The organism is Streptomyces sp. BBFR51 (genome assembly GCF_044591655.1).
Classification (GTDB): Bacteria; Actinomycetota; Actinomycetes; order Streptomycetales; family Streptomycetaceae; genus Streptomyces.
This window is the reverse complement of the sequence record NZ_CP172448.1, coordinates 1,991,156-2,011,743: the sequence shown is the minus strand read 5'-3', so window position 1 is coordinate 2,011,743 and position 20,588 is coordinate 1,991,156. Positions and strand designations below refer to the sequence as shown.

The following is a 20,588-nucleotide window of genomic DNA, read 5'->3' as shown; positions in this document are numbered from 1 at the left end:
CCCCGATCCGCTGCGCGGCCAGGTTGCCGCGCATGTCCCCCTCGCGTGGAATACCACTCTCCGGGCAGGTTTCAACCCCGTCAACGGGAACGGCCGGTGGGTGCCTACGCACTTTTCACAAGGCCCGACTTTCGGTCAGGGGCCCGAGCCTGAAATAGTTCCCCCCGATGTTCGACATCCCTAGACTCCCCGCGACGGGGGTACATCGGGGGACAACTCAGTGGGGCATGGAGTGCCGGAACTCGTACTGGAATCCAATGGACGGACCTGGACGCTCGATCCGTCCCGGTCATACGCGCTCGGACGCGATCCGCAGGGGGAGCTTGTTTACGACGACGCCAGGGTCTCCTGGCGGCATGCCACGATCAGTTTCAACGGCCGCAGTTGGGTCGTCGAGGATCACGGCAGCACCAACGGCACGTTCGTGCACGGACAGCGCGTCCAGCAGATGGAGCTCGGCGCCGGCACGGTGCTGAACCTCGGCAACGCGACCGACGGACCGCGCGTGAACCTGACCGCGGCCCAGGCCGCCGTCGGCACGCCGCAGGCCCAGCCGCAGCAGCAGCCGTACGCCGCGCAGAGCGCGAACGCGGGCTGGGCCCAGCAGGCGCCGGCGCAGGAGCCGCCGCAGCAACAGGCCCCGCCGCAGCAGGCTGGGCAGTACGGGCAGCAGCACCAGGCCCAGCAGGCCGGCTGGCAGCAGCAGCAGCAGCCGCAGCAGGCCGCGCCGCACTTCCCCCAGCAGCAGGGACCCGGCGGCGCGGCGGGGGCGCCACCGGTCTACGGGGACCGCAGCCCGACCACGTTCCACCAGTTCTCGCTCGGCCGGGTGATGCGCATCGGCCGTGCGCTGGAGAACGAGCTGGTCGTCTCCGACCTCCAGGTCTCCCGCAACCACGCGGAGTTCCACTCCACGCCCGACGGGCGCATGGAGATCCGCGACCTGGGCTCGCACAACGGCACGTACGTCAACGGTCAGCCGATCGCCAAGGGCGGCTCCCAGCTGCTCGGCCCGACCGACATCGTGGGCGTCGGCCACTCGACGTTCCGGATCGTCGGCGACCGGCTCGAGGAGTTCGTCGACACCGGTGAGGTCTCCTTCTCCGCCCGGCACCTGACCGTCACGGTCGACGGCGGCAAGCAGATCCTCAAGGACGTCTCCTTCGGCGTCCCCGAGAAGTCGCTGATCGCGGTCATCGGCCCGTCCGGTTCCGGCAAGTCGACCCTGCTCAAGGCGCTCACCGGCTACCGGCCCGCCGACCAGGGCGAGGTCCTCTACGACAACCGGAACCTGTACAAGCAGTTCGCCGAGCTGCGCCAGCGCATCGGTCTGGTCCCGCAGGACGACATCCTGCACAAGGAGCTGACCGTAAAGAAGGCGCTCAAGTACGCGGCGAAGCTCCGCTTCCCGGCCGACACCACGGCCGCCGAGCGCGACGCCCGCATCGACGAGGTGCTGCGCGAGCTGAAGCTGGACATCCACAAGGACAAGAAGGTCACGTCCCTGTCCGGCGGCCAGCGCAAGCGCGTGTCCGTGGCGCTGGAGCTGCTCACCAAGCCGTCGCTGATCTTCCTGGACGAGCCGACCTCCGGTCTCGACCCGGGCATGGACCGTGACGTCATGCAGCTGCTGCGCGGCCTCGCCGACGACGGCCGCACCGTCCTCGTCGTCACCCACTCGGTGGCCGAGCTGGCGACCTGCGACAAGCTGCTGGTGATGGCGCCGGGCGGTTCGGTGGCCTACTTCGGCCCGCCGGAGGAGGCGCTGAACTTCTTCGGCTACGACACCTGGGCCGACGTCTTCTCCGCCTTCGAGAACTACCGCGACTACGACTGGGCGGGCCGCTGGAAGGGCTCGCAGCACTACCAGATGTACGCCGCGGACCTCGACGCCGTCGCGCCGCAGTCCGTACAGGTACCGCCGATGCAGGCGATGCGGCCGCCGAAACCGCAGGGCTGGATGTCCCAGTTCGTCACGCTGGTGCGGCGCTACACGTCGGTGATCGCCTCCGACAAGGGCTTCCTGGCCCTGATGGTGATCCTGCCGGCCGTGCTGGGCGCGGTGAGCCTGCTCATCGACGCGGACAAGGGCCTGCTGCCCAACCCCGCGAACCCGCAGACCGGCCGGATCATCCCCAACGGCACCGCGACCACGGTCCTGCTGATCCTCGCGGTCGGCGCCTGCTTCGCCGGCGCCGCGAACTCGGTCCGTGAGCTGATCAAGGAACGGGTGATCTACGAGCGGGAGCGCGCGACCGGCCTGTCGCGGTCCGCGTACCTGATGTCCAAGGTCTTCGTGCTCGGCCTGATCACGGTGTTCCAGGGCCTGCTGGTCGGCGTGATCGGCTTCGCCACCCGGGAGATCCCGGAGGAGGGGCTGGTCCTCGGGGGCATGACGCTCGTCGAGCTGTCCCTGCCGATCATGGCCCTTGGCTTCACCTCGATGATGTTCGGCCTGGTCATCTCGTCGCTGGTGAAGACCGCCGAGAAGACCATGCCGCTGCTGGTGATGTTCGCGATCATCCAGGTCGTCTTCACCGGCTGCCTCTTCGCGCTGAACGGCGCGGTCGGCGTCAACCAGTTCTCGTACCTGATGCCCTCGCGCTGGGCGGTCGCCGCGGCGGGTGCCACGCTGGACTTCAACAAGATCAGCCCGCCCGAGAAGGGCGCCGAGACGGACCCGCTGTGGGAGCACACCGTCGGCGCCTGGGGCATGGACATGGCCGCGCTGATCGTCCTCGGCGTGATCTGCGGCTTCTTCGTGGCCCGCTTCCTGCGCCGCCACGAGCCCGAGGTCATGCGCAAGTAGCCCGTGACCCGAAGGCCACCGAAGGCCACCGAAGGGCGGCACCCCGTCAGGATGGTGCCGCCCTTCGGCGTTCGGCTGGGCGTCGGCGCCCGCTTCGGCGTCGGCGTGAAGAGGTCCGCGCCGACCTCAGTACGCGCTGTCGACGTTGTCCATGGTGCCGTACTTGTCCGCGGCGTAGTTGCACGCGGCGGCGATGTTGGCGACCGGGTCGTAGATGTTCCAGGACGTACCGGGCACGTGGTAGGCCTTGAACGTCGGCGGGATGACCTGGAGCAGGCCCTTCGACGGGATGCCGTTGATGGCGTTGATGTCCCAGTCGTTGATGGCCTTCGGGTTGCCGGAGGACTCCCGAATGATGTTGCGGTGGATGCCGTCGTAGGTACCCGGGATGTCGTGCTTCTTCATGATGTCCCGGGCCTCGCGGATCCAGCCGTCGAGGTTGTTGGAGTAGCTCTTCTTCGCGGCCTTCTTGACCTCGGTGCGCTCCGTCGAGCGGCTCGTGGTCTTCTCGGCCGCGCGCTTGGCCGTGGCCTTCTCGGCGGCGGACTTCTTGTCGGCGGTCTTGGTGGCCGCCTCCTTCTTCGCCTCGATGGCGGCGACCTTCTGGCTGGCACCGGCGAGCTGGCCGGTCACGCCGGCGTGCACGTCCTGGATCTGCTTGGCGCTGTACGCCACCTTGGCCGTGGGAGCGGCCTCGCTCGTGGTCGTCTGGCCGCTGGCCGGGACGGCGGTGAGGGCGACGGCGGCGGCGCCGAGCGTGCCGACACCGGCTATCGCGGCCTTCTGGGTGCGGTTCAGGGAACGACTGCGACCACGGGTAAGGATGTTCTTGAGCATGGCGGGATAGACCTCTTCGGATAGCGCGGAGGTCGCTCTCGTCCGGTGGGGACAGTTGGTGCTTCCGGCACAAACGCCGCGGAGGGAAATCCACGGCGCTGAGCGACGAGAGCCATTGTTAGCGGCCGCAAAATCCGGAGGCAAAGGTGTGACGTACGATCCGAGGTAGTGGATCAGGGAAGGGCGAAACGGGGCAGACTGGACCATCTGCCCCGCTCAAAACGGACGAGTCGTTCTCCTACTCCCCTTCGTACGTGACGTGCGCCCTATGCGCGGGCTCACATCAACCCCCCACGTTTCTCACAGTTGGTTGCTGGAGCAATGCAGTGTGTGAGGGCCTGCGCGCCCCTCTCCTACGGCAGGAGGAGATGGACGTCCCCGAACTCGTGCCACAGGTAGCGCCCGCGCACCGCCGCGTCGTACCCGCGGTCGATCGCCGCCGGTCCCGCCACCGCCTCCAGCATCAGCAGATGCGAGGCCTCGGGCTCGTGCAGCCCCGTCAGCAGCCCGTCCACCACCCGCACCCCGCGCTCCGGGGTCACGACCAGATCGGTCCACCCCGCCCGAGCCCGTACGACCCCGTCGGCACCGGCCGCCGACTCCACCGCCCGCACGGCCGTCGTCCCCACCGCCACCACCCGCCCGTCACCGGCACCGACCGCGTTGATCAGCCGCGCCGACGTCTCCGGCACGGCGAACCGCTCCGGATAGGGCGGCTCGTGCGACTCCGCCGAAGCCACCCCCGTGTGCAGCGTCACCGGAGCGAACTGCACCCCACGGCTCACCAGCTCCGCCACCAGCCGCGCCGTGAAGGGCCGCGCCGCGCTCGGCATCTCCGCGCTGCCCGTCCCGTCCCCCGACGGCAGCGCGAACACCGTCTGGTAGACGGACAGCGGCTGATCCCGCTCCGTATAGGAGTAGCGAATGGGCCGCCCGTGCTCGCGGAGCACCTCGGGCACCTCCGCCCCCGACACCCGCGCCCACCACAACCGCTGCCCGCGCGAGCTCAACGGCTCCTCCAGCACCAGCCGCGCACCGCCCGGCAGCCACACCTCCGTCCCCTCCGGCCCGGCCGCCCGCCTCCCACCACGCCCCGGCGCAAGCCCGTCGCCCTCTACTCCCGCACGCGCGCGCGTGGTGCCCCTCCCGTCCGGTTCCCGCAGCTCCACCGCCCACCGGCCGTCGTCCCCCCGCGTGGAGAAGTGCACCACCACGCGCGCGTGCCCGACCCGGCCGTCGACGGCGGCGGCCAGCGTGGCGGACGTGTTGACCACCAGCAGATCACCGGCCCGCAGCAGCCCCGGCAGCTCCCGGAAACCGTGGTGCGACACCTCGGTACCGCGCGACACCAGCAGCCGTACGTCGTCCCGGTCCAGGTCCGGCCCCCGCTGCTCGGCCGGCACCCGGGCCGACAACTCCTCCGGAACCCTCAGCGCCAGCGACATCAGCGCGCCTCCAGCAGCGCCGGCGCCCCGTAGCGCCCGCTCGCCGGCCGTTCGTCCAGCAGCCGCAGGAGCGCCGGCACGACACTCACCGGATCCGGCCGCGGATCGTCGTCGTCCGGTACGGCCGCGGCGTACAGATCCGTCGCCATGTCACCCGGATCGACCGCCCACACCCGCAGTCCCGGCTCCTCGGCGCCCAGCACCGCCGCCAACTGGTCCAGGGCCGCCTTGGACGCCCCGTAGCCGCCCCACGTCTCGTACGCCTCGGCGGCCGCGTCCGAGCTGACCGTCACCACGGCGCCCGCGGGCGCCACCCGCAGCGACGGCAGCGCCTCCTGGACCAGACCCAGCGCGGCCACGAGATTCACCTCCAGGGCCCGCCGCAGCCCGTCCAGGGGCAGCTCCTCGAGCCGCACCAGCGGCTCGGCGCCCAGCGCGCTCGCGTTGCTGACCAGCAGGTCCACCCCGCCCAGGCGCCTGGCCTCCGTCACCAGCCCCGTCCGGTGCCAGGAGTCGGTGACATCCCCCGGCAACGCCGCCACCCGCGTGCCGTACGCCTCCAGCGCCGCCGCCGTCTCCTTGAGCACCTCGGGGTTCCTGGCGTCCAGCACCAGGTCCCAGCCCCGTGCCGCCAGGGCCTCGGCGAGCGCCCGGCCCAGCCCCTTCGACGCCCCAGTGATGATCGCAACCGGCATGACACGTCCCCTTCGTCGTCCCCGCCGCCCGATCGGTCCGGCGTGATCCTCAACGTAGGAACCGGGCCCCAGCGGTCGCCTCGGGCACGGGCCCCAACCGGGCAGGGCCCTTCGCCCTAGGCCCGACGGGCGGGACCCCGGTCCTAGACCTCGGTCCTAGTCCCACCGCCCTAGGCGACGGCGGCCACAGGCCCGATCCCCGCTGTCACCCCCCGCCGGTACCGTGAGGACATGAGTCACGGCCCCCGGTCCGGCCTCGCCGCGGTGAGTTCCGCGCTGCTGGCCATGAGCAGGCACCTCGAGGTGCGCGACGTCCTCAAGACGATCGTCGCCTCGGCCCGCGAGCTGCTCGACGCGCAGTACGCGGCACTCGGCGTCCCCGACGACCACGGCGGCTTCGCCCAGTTCGTGGTCGACGGCGTCAGCGACGAGCAGTGGAAGGCCATCGGCCCCCTGCCGCGCCAGCACGGCATCCTCGCCGCGATGCTCCACGAGGCCACCCCCGAGCGCCTCGCCGACGTCCGCACGGACCCCCGCTTCGGCGGCTGGCCCTCCGCCCACCCGGACCTCGTCGACTTCCTGGGCCTGCCGATCCGCGACGGCGACGAGGTCATCGGCGCCCTCTTCCTGGCGAACAAACTGCGCCCTGTGGGGGGACACCCCCCGTGCCCCAAGCCCGAGGGCACCTGCGGCTTCACACAGGACGACGAGGAACTGCTCGGCATCCTCGCCCAGCACGCCGCGATCGCCCTCACCAACGCGCGCCTGTACGAACGCAGCCGCGAGCTGACCATCGCCGAGGAGCGTTCCCGCCTCGCCCACGAGCTGCACGACGCGGTCAGCCAGAAGCTGTTCTCCCTGCGCCTGACCGCCCAGGCCGCCACCGCCCTGGTCGACCGCGACCCGGGCCGCGCCAAGGGCGAGCTGCACCAGGTCGCCACGCTCGCCGCGGAGGCCGCCGACGAGCTGCGCGCAGCGGTCGTGGAGCTGCGCCCCGCCGCCCTGGAGGAGGACGGCCTCGTCGCCACCCTGCGCACCCAGATCCAGGTCCTCGACCGCGCCCACGCCGCGCGCGTGACCTTCGCCGGCCACGGGGTCAAGGCCCTGCCCGCCGCCCAGGAGGAGGCGATGTTGCGCGTCGCCCAGGAGGCCCTGCACAACGCCCTGCGCCACTCCGCGGCGGAACACGTCGACGTGACCCTGCACCGGCACGGCACCGCGACCGTCCTGCGCGTCACCGACGACGGCAGCGGCTTCGACCCGCGCACGGTGCGCCGTGCGGGACGTCATCTGGGCCTGGTCTCGATGCGTGACCGGGCCAACGGCACCGGGGGCAGGCTGCACGTGCGGTCCGAGCCCGGCAAGGGCACCACGATCGAGATGGAGGTCCCCGGTGGCTGACGCAATCAGGGTGCTGCTCGTCGACGACCACCAAGTGGTCCGCCGGGGCCTGCGCACATTCCTGGAGGTCCAGGAGGACATCGAGGTGGTGGGGGAGGCGGCCGACGGAGCCGAGGGCGTCGACCGCGCGGAGGAACTGAAACCCGACGTGATCCTCATGGACGTCAAGATGCCGGGCATGGACGGCGTCGACGCGCTGCGCAGGCTCCGCGAGCTGGACAACCACGCGCGCGTGCTGATCGTCACCAGCTTCACCGAGCAGCGCACCGTGGTCCCGGCCCTCCGGGCGGGCGCGGCCGGTTACGTCTACAAGGACGTCGACCCCGACGCGCTGGCGGGCGCCATCCGCTCCGTCCACGCCGGCCACATCCTGCTCCAGCCCGAGGTCGCGGGCGCCCTGCTGAGCCAGGAGGAGAGCAACTCCGGTCCCGGCAGGGCGGGATCCCTCACGGAGCGGGAGCGGGAAGTGCTGGGCCTGATAGCCGACGGCCGCTCCAACCGGGAGATCGCCCGTGCCCTGGTGCTCTCCGAGAAGACCGTGAAGACCCACGTCTCGAACATCCTCATGAAACTCGACCTCGCGGACCGCACCCAGGCCGCGCTGTGGGCCGTACGCCACGGAGTGGCCGGCTGACGGCGGACGGCCTCCAAGGGCCGGTACGCGACGGCAACTCGGAGGGTTCCCTTCCGGTCGGAGATTCATACCGTCGTGGGAATGTCCCCCAAATGGCGCATCCTTCGAGGGGCACGGCCGTTCTCCAGTGCGTGCCGCGGCGACTGCCGCGGCGATCGCAAGGAGGGCTTGTAAGTGAAGAACCTGAAGAAGGCAGCGGCCGTGACGATGGTGGCCGGCGGACTGATCGCCGCCGGCGCGGGCATGGCCTCGGCCACTGACGGCGGCTCCCACGCCCACGGCGAGGCCATCGGCTCCCCGGGCGTCGTCTCCGGCAACCTGGTCCAGGCGCCGATCCACATCCCGGTCAACGCCGTCGGCAACAGCGTCAACGTCATCGGCGTCCTGAACCCGGCCTTCGGCAACCTGGGCGTCAACCACTGACGCAGGCCGCCCCCAACGCCGCCCCCTCGGTCTCGCCCCAGCAGCGGGCAGTCGTGCCGCTGGGGCGGCACGGGTGGGCGATGGGGGTACCTCCCAGGCCGTTCAGGCACTGGGGGAGGCACCTCGTCAGCGCCGAGCAGTGCCCCCCGCCCGCCCCCGCACCCACTCCGGGCAGACTCCAAGAGACGGCACCGTCACCGCCCCCGCTCCACCACAACGGAGTTGTACGCCGCTACCAGCGCCCGCCGAGCCGTCCGCTCCACCGGCCGCAACGCATCCCCCCGCGCCACCATCTCCGACGCGCTCACCGCACCCCCGTGCCCGTTCTCGGACGCCAGCGTCACCAACACCCCCACCCGCTGCGCCAGCTCCAGCACCCGCACCGCCCGCGGCGGATACCCCGGCGCGAGCACCTCCCGCCCACGCTCCGCCCGCGCCCGGTACGCCGCGACCGCCGCCTCCGCCACCGACCCCGACCCGGCGACGTCGAGCCGCGTCAGCACCTCCGTCGCGTCCCGCAACGCCTCCGCCAACTCCCGCTCCGCCTCCCCGAGCGAGGGCACATCCGCCGGCGGAGCCTCCCGCACCGGCAGGCAGCGCCAGACGACCTCGACATGCACATCACCCTCGGGCCCCGCCTCGTGCACCTCCGGCACCAGCCCGAGCGCGGCACCGTGGCAGATCACCGCCTCCTCGGCCTCCAGCGCCCGCGCGTTGAAGTCCGGCGGCCCGCTCAGCCCCAGCGGATGCCCCGGCGCGGGCAGCGCGACCCGTAGCCCACTCGCCCCGAGCGCCCGCAGCCGCCCCAGCGCCAGCGTGAGACCGACCGGCGTCGATTCGCCGGGCAGCCCCTCCACCCGGTGCACGGCGTCCTCGCCGACGATCGCGACCGCGGCGTCATCCGGCGAGACCATTCCGGCAATAAGGGCATTTCCCCAGGCGGCAAGGCGCCCTGCGCGTGGTTCCGAGAGCATGCCTACACCCTAAGGACCGGACCGATGGAACGGTGAAGCCGACCGGTGGCGTAGATTTCCTGGAGGGCCTGCGCCCACCGGCGCGGCGGCCCGAGCCACAGGCGTACGCGACAGCCGAGACCGGCCACAATGCAAGGGGAGACAACGCGCTCATGAGCGATGTTCTGGAACTTCAGGACGTATCCGTGATCCGTGAGGGCCGGGCTCTCGTGGACCAGGTCTCCTGGTCGGTCAAGGAGGGCGAGCGCTGGGTCATCCTCGGCCCCAACGGCGCCGGCAAGACCACCCTCCTCAATGTCGCGTCCAGCTACCTCTACCCCAGCAACGGCACCGCCACCATCCTCGGCGAGACGCTCGGCAGGCCCGGCACCGACGTCTTCGAGCTGCGCCCGCGCATCGGCGTCGCGGGCATCGCCATGGCCGACAAGCTGCCCAAGCGCCAGACCGTCCTGCAGACCGTGCTGACCGCCGCGTACGGCATGACCGCCGGCTGGCAGGAGGAGTACGAGGCCGTCGACGAGCAGCGCGCCCGCGCCTTCCTCGACCGCCTCGGCATGACCGAGTTCCTGGACCGCAGGTTCGGCACCCTCTCCGAGGGCGAGCGCAAGCGCACGCTGATCGCCCGCGCCCTGATGACCGACCCCGAGCTGCTGCTCCTCGACGAGCCGGCCGCGGGACTCGACCTCGGCGGCCGCGAGGACCTCGTCCGCCGTCTCGGCCGGCTCGCCCGCGACCCGATCGCACCCTCCATGATCATGGTCACCCACCACGTCGAGGAGATCGCCCCCGGCTTCACCCACGTCCTGATGATCCGTCAGGGCAAGGTCATGGCCGCGGGCCCGCTGGAGCTCGAACTCACCTCCCGCAACCTGTCCCTCTGCTTCGGACTCCCGCTCGTCGTCGAGCAGAACGGCGACCGTTGGACCGCCCAGGGGCTCCCACTGTCCTGAGCCGCCCCCCGTGCGCCCTGTCCCCGGCATGCCCCGCGGACCTACCATGACCATGTGAACGACATCGACGCATGGGTGTGGTGGCTCGTCGCCGCGGCAGCGCTCGGAATCCCGCTCGTCGTGACCGCGATGCCGGAGTTCGGGATGTTCGCCGTCGGCGCGGTCGCCGCCGCCGTCGCCTCCGGGCTGGGCGCGAACCTCGTCGTCCAGGTCCTCGTCTTCGTCATCGTCTCGGTCGCCCTCATCGCCGTCGTGCGGCCCATCGCCGCCCGGCACCGCTCCCAACAGCCTCAACTGGCCACGGGCGTGGACGCCCTGAAGGGCAGACAGGCCGTCGTCCTGGAGCGGGTGGACGGCTCGGGCGGCCGGATCAAACTCGCCGGGGAGACCTGGTCGGCACGCGCCCTGGACACCGGGCGTGCCTTCGAGGCGGGCGAGGAAGTCGACGTCGTGGACATCGAGGGGGCCACGGCGATCGTCATGTGACCTCGCCGTGCACAAGTGGCCCGAAGGCCCCCCGAGTCGTGCGACGGTCTGTCAGACTCGACCAGCAAGATCCTCAACAGCCGTAAGATCAGCAGTAGTCAGGGTCAGTCAGGTCAACAGGACCTGGCCAATAGGATCTGCCGGAGCGCCGAGGCGGAGAAGGGGACGGACAACCACGATGGAACCGGTCATCATCGTCTTGATCATCCTGGTGGTGTTGGTCTTCATCGCCCTGATCAAGACCATCCAGGTCATCCCACAGGCCAGCGCCGCCATCGTCGAGCGCTTCGGCCGCTACACGCGGACACTCAACGCGGGCCTCAACATCGTGGTCCCGTTCATCGACACCATCCGCAACCGCATCGACCTGCGCGAACAGGTCGTCCCCTTCCCGCCGCAGCCGGTCATCACCCAGGACAACCTGGTCGTCAACATCGACACCGTCATCTACTACCAGGTGACCGACGCACGCGCCGCGACCTACGAGGTCGCCAGCTACATCCAGGCCATCGAGCAGCTCACCGTCACCACCCTGCGCAACATCATCGGCGGCATGGACCTGGAGCGGACCCTGACCTCCCGCGAGGAGATCAACGCGGCCCTGCGCGGCGTCCTCGACGAGGCCACCGGCAAGTGGGGCATCCGCGTCAACCGCGTCGAGCTCAAGGCCATCGAACCGCCCACCTCCATCCAGGACTCGATGGAGAAGCAGATGCGCGCCGACCGCGACAAGCGCGCCGCGATCCTCCAGGCCGAGGGTGTCCGGCAGTCCGAGATCCTGCGCGCCGAGGGCGAGAAGCAGTCCCAGATCCTGCGCGCCGAAGGTGAGGCCAAGGCCGCCGCCCTGCGCGCCGAGGGCGAGGCCCAGGCCGTCCGCACGGTCTTCGAGGCCATCCACGCCGGCGACCCGGACCAGAAGCTGCTCTCCTACCAGTACCTCCAGATGCTCCCGAAGATCGCCGAGGGCGATGCCAACAAGCTCTGGATCGTCCCCAGCGAAATCGGCGACGCCCTCAAGGGCCTCTCCGGCGCCATGGGCAACTTCGGCGGCATGGGCGGCGGTTCGGGCAGCGGCGGCGGCAACGGCGGCGCCGGCGTCCCCGCCCAGGAACGCCGCGAGAAGCCGTCGATCGACTAGCGAGTACTTGTCGACGCCGGGGAACCCCCGCGCCCGAAAAGGGCGCGGGGCTGTATCGACATGCGGCTCCGCCGCGTGGGCGCGACAAGCCACAGCGCACCCGCAGTCAGCGACGCACCTCAACCTCGACGGCGCACATTCACGCCGCGTCCAACACCAACCACTCCGGCAACGCGGCGAAGTCGTCCCGGGCCAGCGCCAGCAACATCGCATCGGCAGGAGTCGGCTCGAACGGCTCCCGCAGCAACGGCATCCCCGCCTGCTCCGGCGTCCGGTTCGCCTTGCGGTGATTGTCCTGAGCACACGAGGCCACCGTGTTCAGCCAGGTGTCCTGACCGCCGTGCGAGCGCGGCACCACGTGGTCGACGGTCGTCGCCCGCCGCCCGCAGTACGCGCACCGGTGCCGGTCCCGGACGAGCACCCCCCGCCTCGACCACGGGGCGCGTCTTCGAAACGGCACCCGTACGTATTGGCACAGCCTGATCACCCGGGGCGCGGGTATGTCGAGCGCGGCTCCACGCATCCGCAGCGAGGGGTGGGCCTGCTCGACGACGGCTTTGTCCTGAAGCACCAGAACGACGGCTCGATTCAACGTCACCGTCGACAACGGCTCGAAGCTCGCGTTCAGCACCAGCGTGTCCCGCATACCAGCCCACCTCCCGTGCGCACCGGCCCACCCCCTGGCGGGCTGGGATCAACTCTGGCCGGGCACGCCGAGATGGACAACGCAATATAAAGATGCCCGCCCCTGATCCATTCCAAGACCAGGGGCGGGCAAACGTTCCATGAACGCTCAGCCGAGTCAGCTGTCGGCGGGCACCTCGTACTCACCGATCAGCTGGGCCCGCCCGATCGTGTGGAACCGCAGGTTGAAACCGACGAACGCGGGGGTGCCGTCCGCATCAGGACCGAGCTTTTCCTGGTCCACGGCGTACACCGTGAACACATACCGGTGCGGGCCGTCCCCGGCCGGCGGCGCGGCACCGCCGAAGTCCTTGGTGCCGTAATCGTTGCGCGCCTGTACGGCACCCTTCGGCAACCCCTCGAACGTGCCGCTGCCCGCGCCCGCCGGCAGCTCGGTCACCGAGGCCGGGATGTCGAACACCACCCAGTGCCAGAACCCGCTGCCCGTCGGGGCGTCCGGGTCGTAGCACGTCACGGCGAAGCTCTTGGTCTCGGCGGGAGCGCCCTCCCACCGCAGGTGCGGAGAGGTGTTGCCGGCCGCGTGGACCTGAGCGTCCTTGAGCGTGCCGCCCTCCGGGATGTCGTCACTCGTGACGGTGAACGACGGCACGGGCGGGTGGAAGTCATGGGGGAGCGGACGCCGCTTCAGCTCGGTCACCTCGGTACCTCCTGAATGGTCTGGTGCAGAGATGACCGAGCCTAGATCCCCTAGAACCAGTTGCGCTTGCTGCCGACCTCCGACAGCCACTGGTTGAGGTACGCCGTCCAGTCGGTGCCCTGGTAGTCGTTCAGCCCCACCTTGAAGGAGCGGAACGTGTCGCTGCCCTCGCTGAACAGCCCCGGCTTCTTGTCCATCTCCAGGATGACGTCCATCGCCTGCGCGTCGGCCACGAAGCTCAGCTCGACCTGGTTCAGCCCGCGGTACTGCTGCGGCGGGTAGAACTCGATCTCCTGGTAGAAGGGCAGCTTCTGCCGCGTACCCCGGATGTGACCGCGCTCCATGTCCGCGTTCTTGAAGCGGAAGCCCAGCTGGATGAACGCGTCCAGGATCGCCTTCTGCGCCGGCAGCGGGTGCACGCTGATCGCGTCCAGGTCACCGGAGTCCACGGCGCGCGCGATCTCCAGCTCCGTGGTGACGCCGATGTTCATCCCGCGCAGCGACTGCCCGTCGATCGTGGTGATCGGCGTCTCCCACGGGATCTCCAGCCCGAAGGGCACCGCGTGCACGACACCGGCCTTCAGCTCGAAGGCACCACCGAGCCGCACCTTGGTGAACTCGATGTCCTGCTTGTACTCCTGGTCACCGCTCTCCACCTCGACCTTGGCCTGGAGCCCGACCGACAGCCCCTCGATCTCCTGGTCGACGGACCCTCCCTGGATCCGCACCTCGCCCTGGACGACACCCCCCGGAACGACGTTGACCTCACTCAGCACGGTCTCTACCGAAGCCCCGCCGGCCCCCAGGCTCGCGAGCAGCTTCTTGAACGCCATGTCTCTCCCTCTCCAGGCTTACGTGTGGATCCTCGACCCATACAAACGCGATCCGACCGTGGCCGGTTCCGCGCCCCACACCCTGGCAAGGCGGACGTTCCCTGACCACCCCCGCGCGCGGACCCCGCTGCGTTACGCTCGGACGGCATGATCGCGAGCCCCGACCGTACGCCCCTGCCCAGGGATTTCTTCGACCGCCCCATCCTCGAGGTGGCTCCCGACCTCCTGGGCCGCATCCTGGTGCGCACCACCCCGGACGGTCCGATCGCCCTCCGCCTGACGGAGGTCGAGGCCTACGACGGTCAGAACGACCCCGGCTCCCACGCCTATCGCGGTCGCACCCCCCGCAACGACGTGATGTTCGGTCCCCCCGGACACGTGTACGTCTACTTCACGTACGGCATGTGGTTCTGCATGAACCTGGTGTGTGGCCCCGAGGGGAGGGCGAGCGCCGTGCTGCTCCGGGCCGGCGAGATCATCGAGGGCACCGAGTTGGCCCGGACTCGCCGGCTCTCCGCCCGCAATGACAAGGAACTGGCCAAAGGACCGGCCCGCCTCGCCACCGCCCTGGGCGTCGACCGCGCCCTCAACGGCACGGACGCCTGCACGTCCCAGGAGACCCCGCTGCGCATCCTGACCGGCACCCCCGTCCCCGGTGACCGGGTACGCAACGGACCGCGCACCGGCGTGGCCGGCGAGGGCGGCGTCCCCCCGTGGCGTTACTGGGTCGCCGACGACCCGACGGTCAGCCCATATCGTGCGCATGTCCCGAGACGGCGCCGAAGTTGACTCCCCTTTGGTAGACGCGTAACGTGGCCCGAGCCGCTTGACCCGGGTACGGCAATCGCCTGCAGCCGGAAGCGGCCAACCCACTACCTACGACTTCCCTCAGCGGGAGCGAATTCGGCGTGCTCGCATGCCTGAATTCAACTCGCGGGACTCGATTATGAGTCCACGGGGAGATCGGCTAACGTAGTGAATGTCGAAAGGCCGACAGGCGAAAGCCCGGGGCTACGACAAATCCCGCCGACAGGGAATCGGATCGAAAAGGATCTGATAGAGTCGGAAACGTAAGACCGAAGGGAAGCGCCCGGAGGAAAGCCCGAGAGGGTGAGTACAAAGGAAGCGTCCGTTCCTTGAGAACTCAACAGCGTGCCAAAAGTCAACGCCAGATATGTTGATACCCCGACCTGATCGGTTCTTCTGATCGGGTTGAGGTTCCTTTGAAGTAACACAACAGCGAGGACGCTGTGAACGGTCGGATTATTCCTCCGACTGTTCCGCTCCCGTGATGTAAAGCATTCACGGAGAGTTTGATCCTGGCTCAGGACGAACGCTGGCGGCGTGCTTAACACATGCAAGTCGAACGATGAACCACTTCGGTGGGGATTAGTGGCGAACGGGTGAGTAACACGTGGGCAATCTGCCCTGCACTCTGGGACAAGCCCTGGAAACGGGGTCTAATACCGGATACTGACCCTCGTGGGCATCTGCGAGGTTCGAAAGCTCCGGCGGTGCAGGATGAGCCCGCGGCCTATCAGCTTGTTGGTGAGGTAATGGCTCACCAAGGCGACGACGGGTAGCCGGCCTGAGAGGGCGACCGGCCACACTGGGACTGAGACACGGCCCAGACTCCTACGGGAGGCAGCAGTGGGGAATATTGCACAATGGGCGAAAGCCTGATGCAGCGACGCCGCGTGAGGGATGACGGCCTTCGGGTTGTAAACCTCTTTCAGCAGGGAAGAAGCGAAAGTGACGGTACCTGCAGAAGAAGCGCCGGCTAACTACGTGCCAGCAGCCGCGGTAATACGTAGGGCGCAAGCGTTGTCCGGAATTATTGGGCGTAAAGAGCTCGTAGGCGGCTTGTCACGTCGGTTGTGAAAGCCCGGGGCTTAACCCCGGGTCTGCAGTCGATACGGGCAGGCTAGAGTTCGGTAGGGGAGATCGGAATTCCTGGTGTAGCGGTGAAATGCGCAGATATCAGGAGGAACACCGGTGGCGAAGGCGGATCTCTGGGCCGATACTGACGCTGAGGAGCGAAAGCGTGGGGAGCGAACAGGATTAGATACCCTGGTAGTCCACGCCGTAAACGGTGGGCACTAGGTGTGGGCAACATTCCACGTTGTCCGTGCCGCAGCTAACGCATTAAGTGCCCCGCCTGGGGAGTACGGCCGCAAGGCTAAAACTCAAAGGAATTGACGGGGGCCCGCACAAGCGGCGGAGCATGTGGCTTAATTCGACGCAACGCGAAGAACCTTACCAAGGCTTGACATACACCGGAAACGTCTGGAGACAGGCGCCCCCTTGTGGTCGGTGTACAGGTGGTGCATGGCTGTCGTCAGCTCGTGTCGTGAGATGTTGGGTTAAGTCCCGCAACGAGCGCAACCCTTGTCCCGTGTTGCCAGCAAGCCCTTCGGGGTGTTGGGGACTCACGGGAGACCGCCGGGGTCAACTCGGAGGAAGGTGGGGACGACGTCAAGTCATCATGCCCCTTATGTCTTGGGCTGCACACGTGCTACAATGGCCGGTACAATGAGCTGCGATACCGCAAGGTGGAGCGAATCTCAAAAAGCCGGTCTCAGTTCGGATTGGGGTCTGCAACTCGACCCCATGAAGTCGGAGTCGCTAGTAATCGCAGATCAGCATTGCTGCGGTGAATACGTTCCCGGGCCTTGTACACACCGCCCGTCACGTCACGAAAGTCGGTAACACCCGAAGCCGGTGGCCCAACCCCTTGTGGGAGGGAGCTGTCGAAGGTGGGACTGGCGATTGGGACGAAGTCGTAACAAGGTAGCCGTACCGGAAGGTGCGGCTGGATCACCTCCTTTCTAAGGAGCACTTCTCACCAGCCTTCGGCTGGTCAGAGGCCAGTACATCAGCGCATGTCTGATGCTGGTTGCTCATGGGTGGAACGTTGACTACTCGGCACGATCGACTTGAAGGATCACTAGTACTGCTTCGGCGTGGAACGTGATTTCTGAGAGGGATCGGGTCGGGCACGCTGTTGGGTGTCTGAGGGTACGGCCGTAAGGCCTTGTCTTCAGTTGCCGGCCCCAGTGAACTTGCCTGTGAGGGCAGGGTGATGGGTGGTTGGTCGTTGTTTGAGAACTGCACAGTGGACGCGAGCATCTGTGGCCAAGTTTTTAAGGGCGCACGGTGGATGCCTTGGCACCAGGAACCGATGAAGGACGTGGGAGGCCACGATAGTCCCCGGGGAGTCGTCAACCAGGCTTTGATCCGGGGGTTTCCGAATGGGGAAACCCGGCAGTCGTCATGGGCTGTCACCCGCTGCTGAACACATAGGCAGTGTGGAGGGAACGCGGGGAAGTGAAACATCTCAGTACCCGCAGGAAGAGAAAACAACCGTGATTCCGGGAGTAGTGGCGAGCGAAACCGGATGAGGCCAAACCGTATACGTGTGAGACCCGGCAGGGGTTGCGTGTGCGGGGTTGTGGGATCTCTCTTTCACAGTCTGCCGGCTGTGAGGCGAGTCAGAAACCGTTGATGTAGGCGAAGGACATGCGAAAGGTCCGGCGTAGAGGGTAAGACCCCCGTAGTCGAAACATCAGCGGCTCGTTTGAGAGACACCCAAGTAGCACGGGGCCCGAGAAATCCCGTGTGAATCTGGCGGGACCACCCGCTAAGCCTAAATATTCCCTGGTGACCGATAGCGGATAGTACCGTGAGGGAATGGTGAAAAGTACCGCGGGAGCGGAGTGAAATAGTACCTGAAACCGTGTGCCTACAAGCCGTGGGAGCGTCGGACATCAAGCTTGCTTGGTGTCTCGTGACTGCGTGCCTTTTGAAGAATGAGCCTGCGAGTTTGCGGTGTGTTGCGAGGTTAACCCGGGTGGGGAAGCCGTAGCGAAAGCGAGTCCTAATAGGGCGTTTGAGTAGCACGCTCAAGACCCGAAGCGGAGTGATCTAGCCATGGGCAGGTTGAAGCGGCTGTAAGAGGTCGTGGAGGACCGAACCCACCAGGGTTGAAAACCTGGGGGATGACCTGTGGTTAGGGGTGAAAGGCCAATCAAACTCCGTGATAGCTGGTTCTCCCCGAAATGCATTTAGGTGCAGCGTCGTGTGTTTCTTGCCGGAGGTAGAGCACTGGATAGGCGATGGGCCCTACCGGGTTACTGACCTTAGCCAAACTCCGAATGCCGGTAAGTGAGAGCGCGGCAGTGAGACTGTGGGGGATAAGCTCCATGGTCGAGAGGGAAACAGCCCAGAGCATCGACTAAGGCCCCTAAGCGTACGCTAAGTGGGAAAGGATGTGGAGTCGCACAGACAACCAGGAGGTTGGCTTAGAAGCAGCCACCCTTGAAAGAGTGCGTAATAGCTCACTGGTCTAGTGATTCCGCGCCGACAATGTAGCGGGGCTCAAGCGTACCGCCGAAGTCGTGTCATTGCAGCAATACGGCCAACGCCGGCTGTGATGGGTAGGGGAGCGTCGTGTGCCGGGTGAAGCAGCCGCGGAAGCGAGTTGTGGACGGTTCACGAGTGAGAATGCAGGCATGAGTAGCGATACAAACGTGAGAAACGTTTGCGCCGATTGACTAAGGGTTCCTGGGTCAAGCTGATCTGCCCAGGGTAAGTCGGGACCTAAGGCGAGGCCGACAGGCGTAGTCGATGGATAACCGGTTGATATTCCGGTACCCGCTGTGAAGCGTCAAACATCGAACCAGGCGATGCTAAGTCCGTGAAGCCGTTCCGGACCCTTCGGGGAAAGGAAAGTGGTGGAGCCGGCGAACCAGACTTGCAGTAGGTGAGTGATGGGGTGACGCAGGAAGGTAGTCCATCCCGGGCGGTGGTTGTCCCGGGGTAAGGGTGTAGCCCGTCATCCAGGTAAATCCGGATGGCATGTGGGTGAGACCTGATGCCGAGCCGATTGTGGTGAAGTGGATGATCCTATGCTGTCGAGAAAAGCCTCTAGCGAGTTTCATGGCGGCCCGTACCCTAAACCGACTCAGGTGGTCAGGTAGAGAATACCGAGGCGTTCGGGTGAACTATGGTTAAGGAACTCGGCAAAATGCCCCCGTAACTTCGGGAGAAGGGGGGCCACACTCGGTGACGAGTTTTACACTCTGAGCTGGGGGTGGCCGCAGAGACCAGCGAGAAGCGACTGTTTACTAAAAACACAGGTCCGTGCGAAGCCGTAAGGCGATGTATACGGACTGACGCCTGCCCGGTGCTGGAACGTTAAGGGGACCGGTTAGTCACATTTCGGTGTGGCGAAGCTGAGAACTTAAGCGCCAGTAAACGGCGGTGGTAACTATAACCATCCTAAGGTAGCGAAATTCCTTGTCGGGTAAGTTCCGACCTGCACGAATGGCGTAACGACTTCTCGACTGTCTCAACCATAGGCCCGGTGAAATTGCACTACGAGTAAAGATGCTCGTTTCGCGCAGCAGGACGGAAAGACCCCGGGACCTTTACTACAGTTTGATATTGGTGTTCGGTTCGGCTTGTGTAGGATAGCTGGGAGACTTTGAAGCTCGCACGCCAGTGTGGGTGGAGTCGTCGTTGAAATACCAGTCTGGTCGTGCTGGATGTCTAACCTGGGTCCGTGATCCGGATCAGGGACAGTGTCTGATGGGTAGTTTAACTGGGGCGGTTGCCTCCTAAAGAGTAACGGAGGCGCCCAAAGGTTCCCTCAGCCTGGTTGGCAATCAGGTGTTGAGTGTAAGTGCACAAGGGAGCTTGACTGTGAGACCGACGGGTCGAGCAGGGACGAAAGTCGGGACTAGTGATCCGGCGGTGGCTTGTGGAAGCGCCGTCGCTCAACGGATAAAAGGTACCCCGGGGATAACAGGCTGATCTTCCCCAAGAGTCCATATCGACGGGATGGTTTGGCACCTCGATGTCGGCTCGTCGCATCCTGGGGCTGGAGTCGGTCCCAAGGGTTGGGCTGTTCGCCCATTAAAGCGGTACGCGAGCTGGGTTTAGAACGTCGTGAGACAGTTCGGTCCCTATCCGCTGTGCGCGTAGGAGTCTTGAGAAGGGCTGTCCCTAGTACGAGAGGACCGGGACGGACGAACCTCTGGTGTGCCAGTTGTCCTGCCAAGGGCATGGCTGGTTGGCTACGTTCGGGAGGGATAACCGCTGAAAGCATCTAAGCGGGAAGCCTGCTTCGAGATGAGGACTCCCACCCCCTTTGAGGGGTTAAGGCTCCCAGTAGACGACTGGGTTGATAGGCCGGATCTGGAAGCACCGTGAGGTGTGGAGGTGACCGGTACTAATAGGCCGAGGGCTTGTCCTCAGTTGCTCGCGTCCACTGTGTTAGTTCTGAGACAACGAACAGTTGTCGGCTTTCGAGCTTGAACAGAACAATTGAAGAGTGTGCTTGTTCGCTCGAAACCATTAGGGTTTCGGTGGCCATAGCGTAGGGGAAACGCCCGGTTACATTTCGAACCCGGAAGCTAAGCCTTACAGCGCCGATGGTACTGCAGGGGGGACCCTGTGGGAGAGTAGGACGCCGCCGAACAATCTTTGGAAAGGACCCCTGGTCCCCAGCGTTCAGCTGGGGACCAGGGGTCCTTTCGTTTTTCCAGGGCGCACCGGGTACCCGGCTGCGCGAGAATGACTTGCGGTACCGAAGACAGGAGTCACCGATGTCCACCAACT

15 protein-coding genes and 3 rRNA genes are annotated in these 20,588 nt (G+C 66.9%); 11 read left to right on the top strand and 7 right to left on the bottom strand.

Annotated elements, in window-relative coordinates; translation table 11 throughout:
- The first annotated feature begins 232 nt into the window (after positions 1-232).
- Positions 233-2,809 carry an FHA domain-containing protein gene (locus ACGH7X_RS09070; RefSeq protein WP_399883389.1) on the top strand — a complete coding sequence of 859 codons (2,577 nt, stop codon included), beginning with the start codon at positions 233-235 and terminating at the stop codon, positions 2,807-2,809.
- Between the two features lie 126 nt (positions 2,810-2,935).
- Here the strand turns inward: ACGH7X_RS09070 and ACGH7X_RS09065 are convergent, their stop codons facing one another.
- From ACGH7X_RS09065 to ACGH7X_RS09055, 3 genes are all read right to left on the bottom strand, one after another.
- The gene (locus ACGH7X_RS09065) at positions 2,936-3,646 is read right to left on the bottom strand and encodes a transglycosylase SLT domain-containing protein (RefSeq protein ID WP_399883387.1); all 711 of its coding nucleotides are present in this window, start codon (positions 3,644-3,646) and stop codon (positions 2,936-2,938) included.
- 353 nt (positions 3,647-3,999) lie between these two features.
- Positions 4,000-5,091 (bottom strand): S-adenosylmethionine:tRNA ribosyltransferase-isomerase, encoded by a 1,092-nt coding sequence (locus ACGH7X_RS09060; protein ID WP_399883385.1) that lies wholly within the window; start codon positions 5,089-5,091, stop codon positions 4,000-4,002.
- The gene (locus tag ACGH7X_RS09055; RefSeq protein WP_399883383.1) at positions 5,091-5,786 is read right to left on the bottom strand and encodes an SDR family NAD(P)-dependent oxidoreductase; all 696 of its coding nucleotides are present in this window, start codon (positions 5,784-5,786) and stop codon (positions 5,091-5,093) included. The genes ACGH7X_RS09060 and ACGH7X_RS09055 overlap by 1 nt, the downstream gene beginning before the upstream one ends.
- Positions 5,787-6,017: 231 nt before the next feature.
- On the opposite strand from ACGH7X_RS09055, the gene ACGH7X_RS09050 reads away from it, so the two are divergent.
- From ACGH7X_RS09050 to chpE, 3 genes are all read left to right on the top strand, one after another.
- Positions 6,018-7,187, top strand: a complete 1,170-nt coding sequence (locus tag ACGH7X_RS09050) for a GAF domain-containing sensor histidine kinase (protein WP_399883381.1) — start codon at positions 6,018-6,020, stop codon at positions 7,185-7,187.
- Positions 7,180-7,821 carry a response regulator gene (locus ACGH7X_RS09045; protein ID WP_399883379.1) on the top strand — a complete coding sequence of 214 codons (642 nt, stop codon included), beginning with the start codon at positions 7,180-7,182 and terminating at the stop codon, positions 7,819-7,821. The genes ACGH7X_RS09050 and ACGH7X_RS09045 overlap by 8 nt, the downstream gene beginning before the upstream one ends.
- A 174-nt stretch (positions 7,822-7,995) precedes the next feature.
- The gene (gene chpE / locus ACGH7X_RS09040; RefSeq protein WP_007388332.1) at positions 7,996-8,244 is read left to right on the top strand and encodes a chaplin ChpE; all 249 of its coding nucleotides are present in this window, start codon (positions 7,996-7,998) and stop codon (positions 8,242-8,244) included.
- Between the two features lie 194 nt (positions 8,245-8,438).
- Here the strand turns inward: chpE and ACGH7X_RS09035 are convergent, their stop codons facing one another.
- A complete protein-coding gene (locus ACGH7X_RS09035) occupies positions 8,439-9,218 on the bottom strand; it encodes a hypothetical protein (protein WP_399883377.1) in 780 nt (259 codons plus the stop codon).
- A gap of 152 nt (positions 9,219-9,370) precedes the next feature.
- Here ACGH7X_RS09035 and ACGH7X_RS09030 point away from each other — a divergent pair, with 152 nt between their 5' ends.
- From ACGH7X_RS09030 to ACGH7X_RS09020, 3 genes are all read left to right on the top strand, one after another.
- Complete coding sequence (locus ACGH7X_RS09030; protein ID WP_399883375.1) at positions 9,371-10,168, top strand: ABC transporter ATP-binding protein; 798 nt, start codon at positions 9,371-9,373, stop codon at positions 10,166-10,168.
- A gap of 54 nt (positions 10,169-10,222) precedes the next feature.
- The gene (locus tag ACGH7X_RS09025; RefSeq protein ID WP_399883373.1) at positions 10,223-10,654 is read left to right on the top strand and encodes an NfeD family protein; all 432 of its coding nucleotides are present in this window, start codon (positions 10,223-10,225) and stop codon (positions 10,652-10,654) included.
- 178 nt (positions 10,655-10,832) lie between these two features.
- The gene (locus ACGH7X_RS09020) at positions 10,833-11,792 is read left to right on the top strand and encodes an SPFH domain-containing protein (RefSeq protein WP_399883371.1); all 960 of its coding nucleotides are present in this window, start codon (positions 10,833-10,835) and stop codon (positions 11,790-11,792) included.
- A 139-nt stretch (positions 11,793-11,931) separates the two neighbouring features.
- Here ACGH7X_RS09020 and ACGH7X_RS09015 read toward each other — a convergent pair whose 3' ends face one another.
- The 3 genes from ACGH7X_RS09015 to ACGH7X_RS09005 form a co-directional block, all read right to left on the bottom strand.
- Positions 11,932-12,438, bottom strand: coding sequence for an HNH endonuclease (locus ACGH7X_RS09015; RefSeq protein WP_356487720.1), 507 nt, complete (start codon positions 12,436-12,438; stop codon positions 11,932-11,934).
- A 156-nt stretch (positions 12,439-12,594) separates the two neighbouring features.
- Positions 12,595-13,134 carry a YbhB/YbcL family Raf kinase inhibitor-like protein gene (locus ACGH7X_RS09010; RefSeq protein ID WP_399883368.1) on the bottom strand — a complete coding sequence of 180 codons (540 nt, stop codon included), beginning with the start codon at positions 13,132-13,134 and terminating at the stop codon, positions 12,595-12,597.
- Between the two features lie 50 nt (positions 13,135-13,184).
- Entirely contained in the window at positions 13,185-13,967 is a 783-nt protein-coding gene (locus tag ACGH7X_RS09005) for a sporulation protein (RefSeq protein WP_399883366.1), read from the bottom strand.
- 147 nt (positions 13,968-14,114) lie between these two features.
- Between ACGH7X_RS09005 and ACGH7X_RS09000 the strand changes: the two genes are divergently transcribed.
- The 4 genes from ACGH7X_RS09000 to rrf all read left to right on the top strand — a co-directional run bounded on the left by ACGH7X_RS09000 (position 14,115) and on the right by rrf (position 20,448).
- Positions 14,115-14,756: a DNA-3-methyladenine glycosylase gene (locus ACGH7X_RS09000; protein ID WP_399883364.1), complete on the top strand. Its 642-nt coding sequence runs from the start codon at positions 14,115-14,117 to the stop codon at positions 14,754-14,756.
- Positions 14,757-15,268: 512 nt separating this feature from the next.
- Positions 15,269-16,795: ribosomal RNA gene (locus ACGH7X_RS08995) — 16S ribosomal RNA — on the top strand.
- 305 nt (positions 16,796-17,100) lie between these two features.
- Positions 17,101-20,223 (top strand): 23S ribosomal RNA (locus ACGH7X_RS08990).
- Positions 20,224-20,331: 108 nt separating this feature from the next.
- Positions 20,332-20,448: ribosomal RNA gene (gene rrf / locus ACGH7X_RS08985) — 5S ribosomal RNA — on the top strand.
- Together the 16S, 23S and 5S rRNA genes form the textbook arrangement of a ribosomal RNA operon.
- The last annotated feature ends 140 nt before the right edge of the window (positions 20,449-20,588 follow it).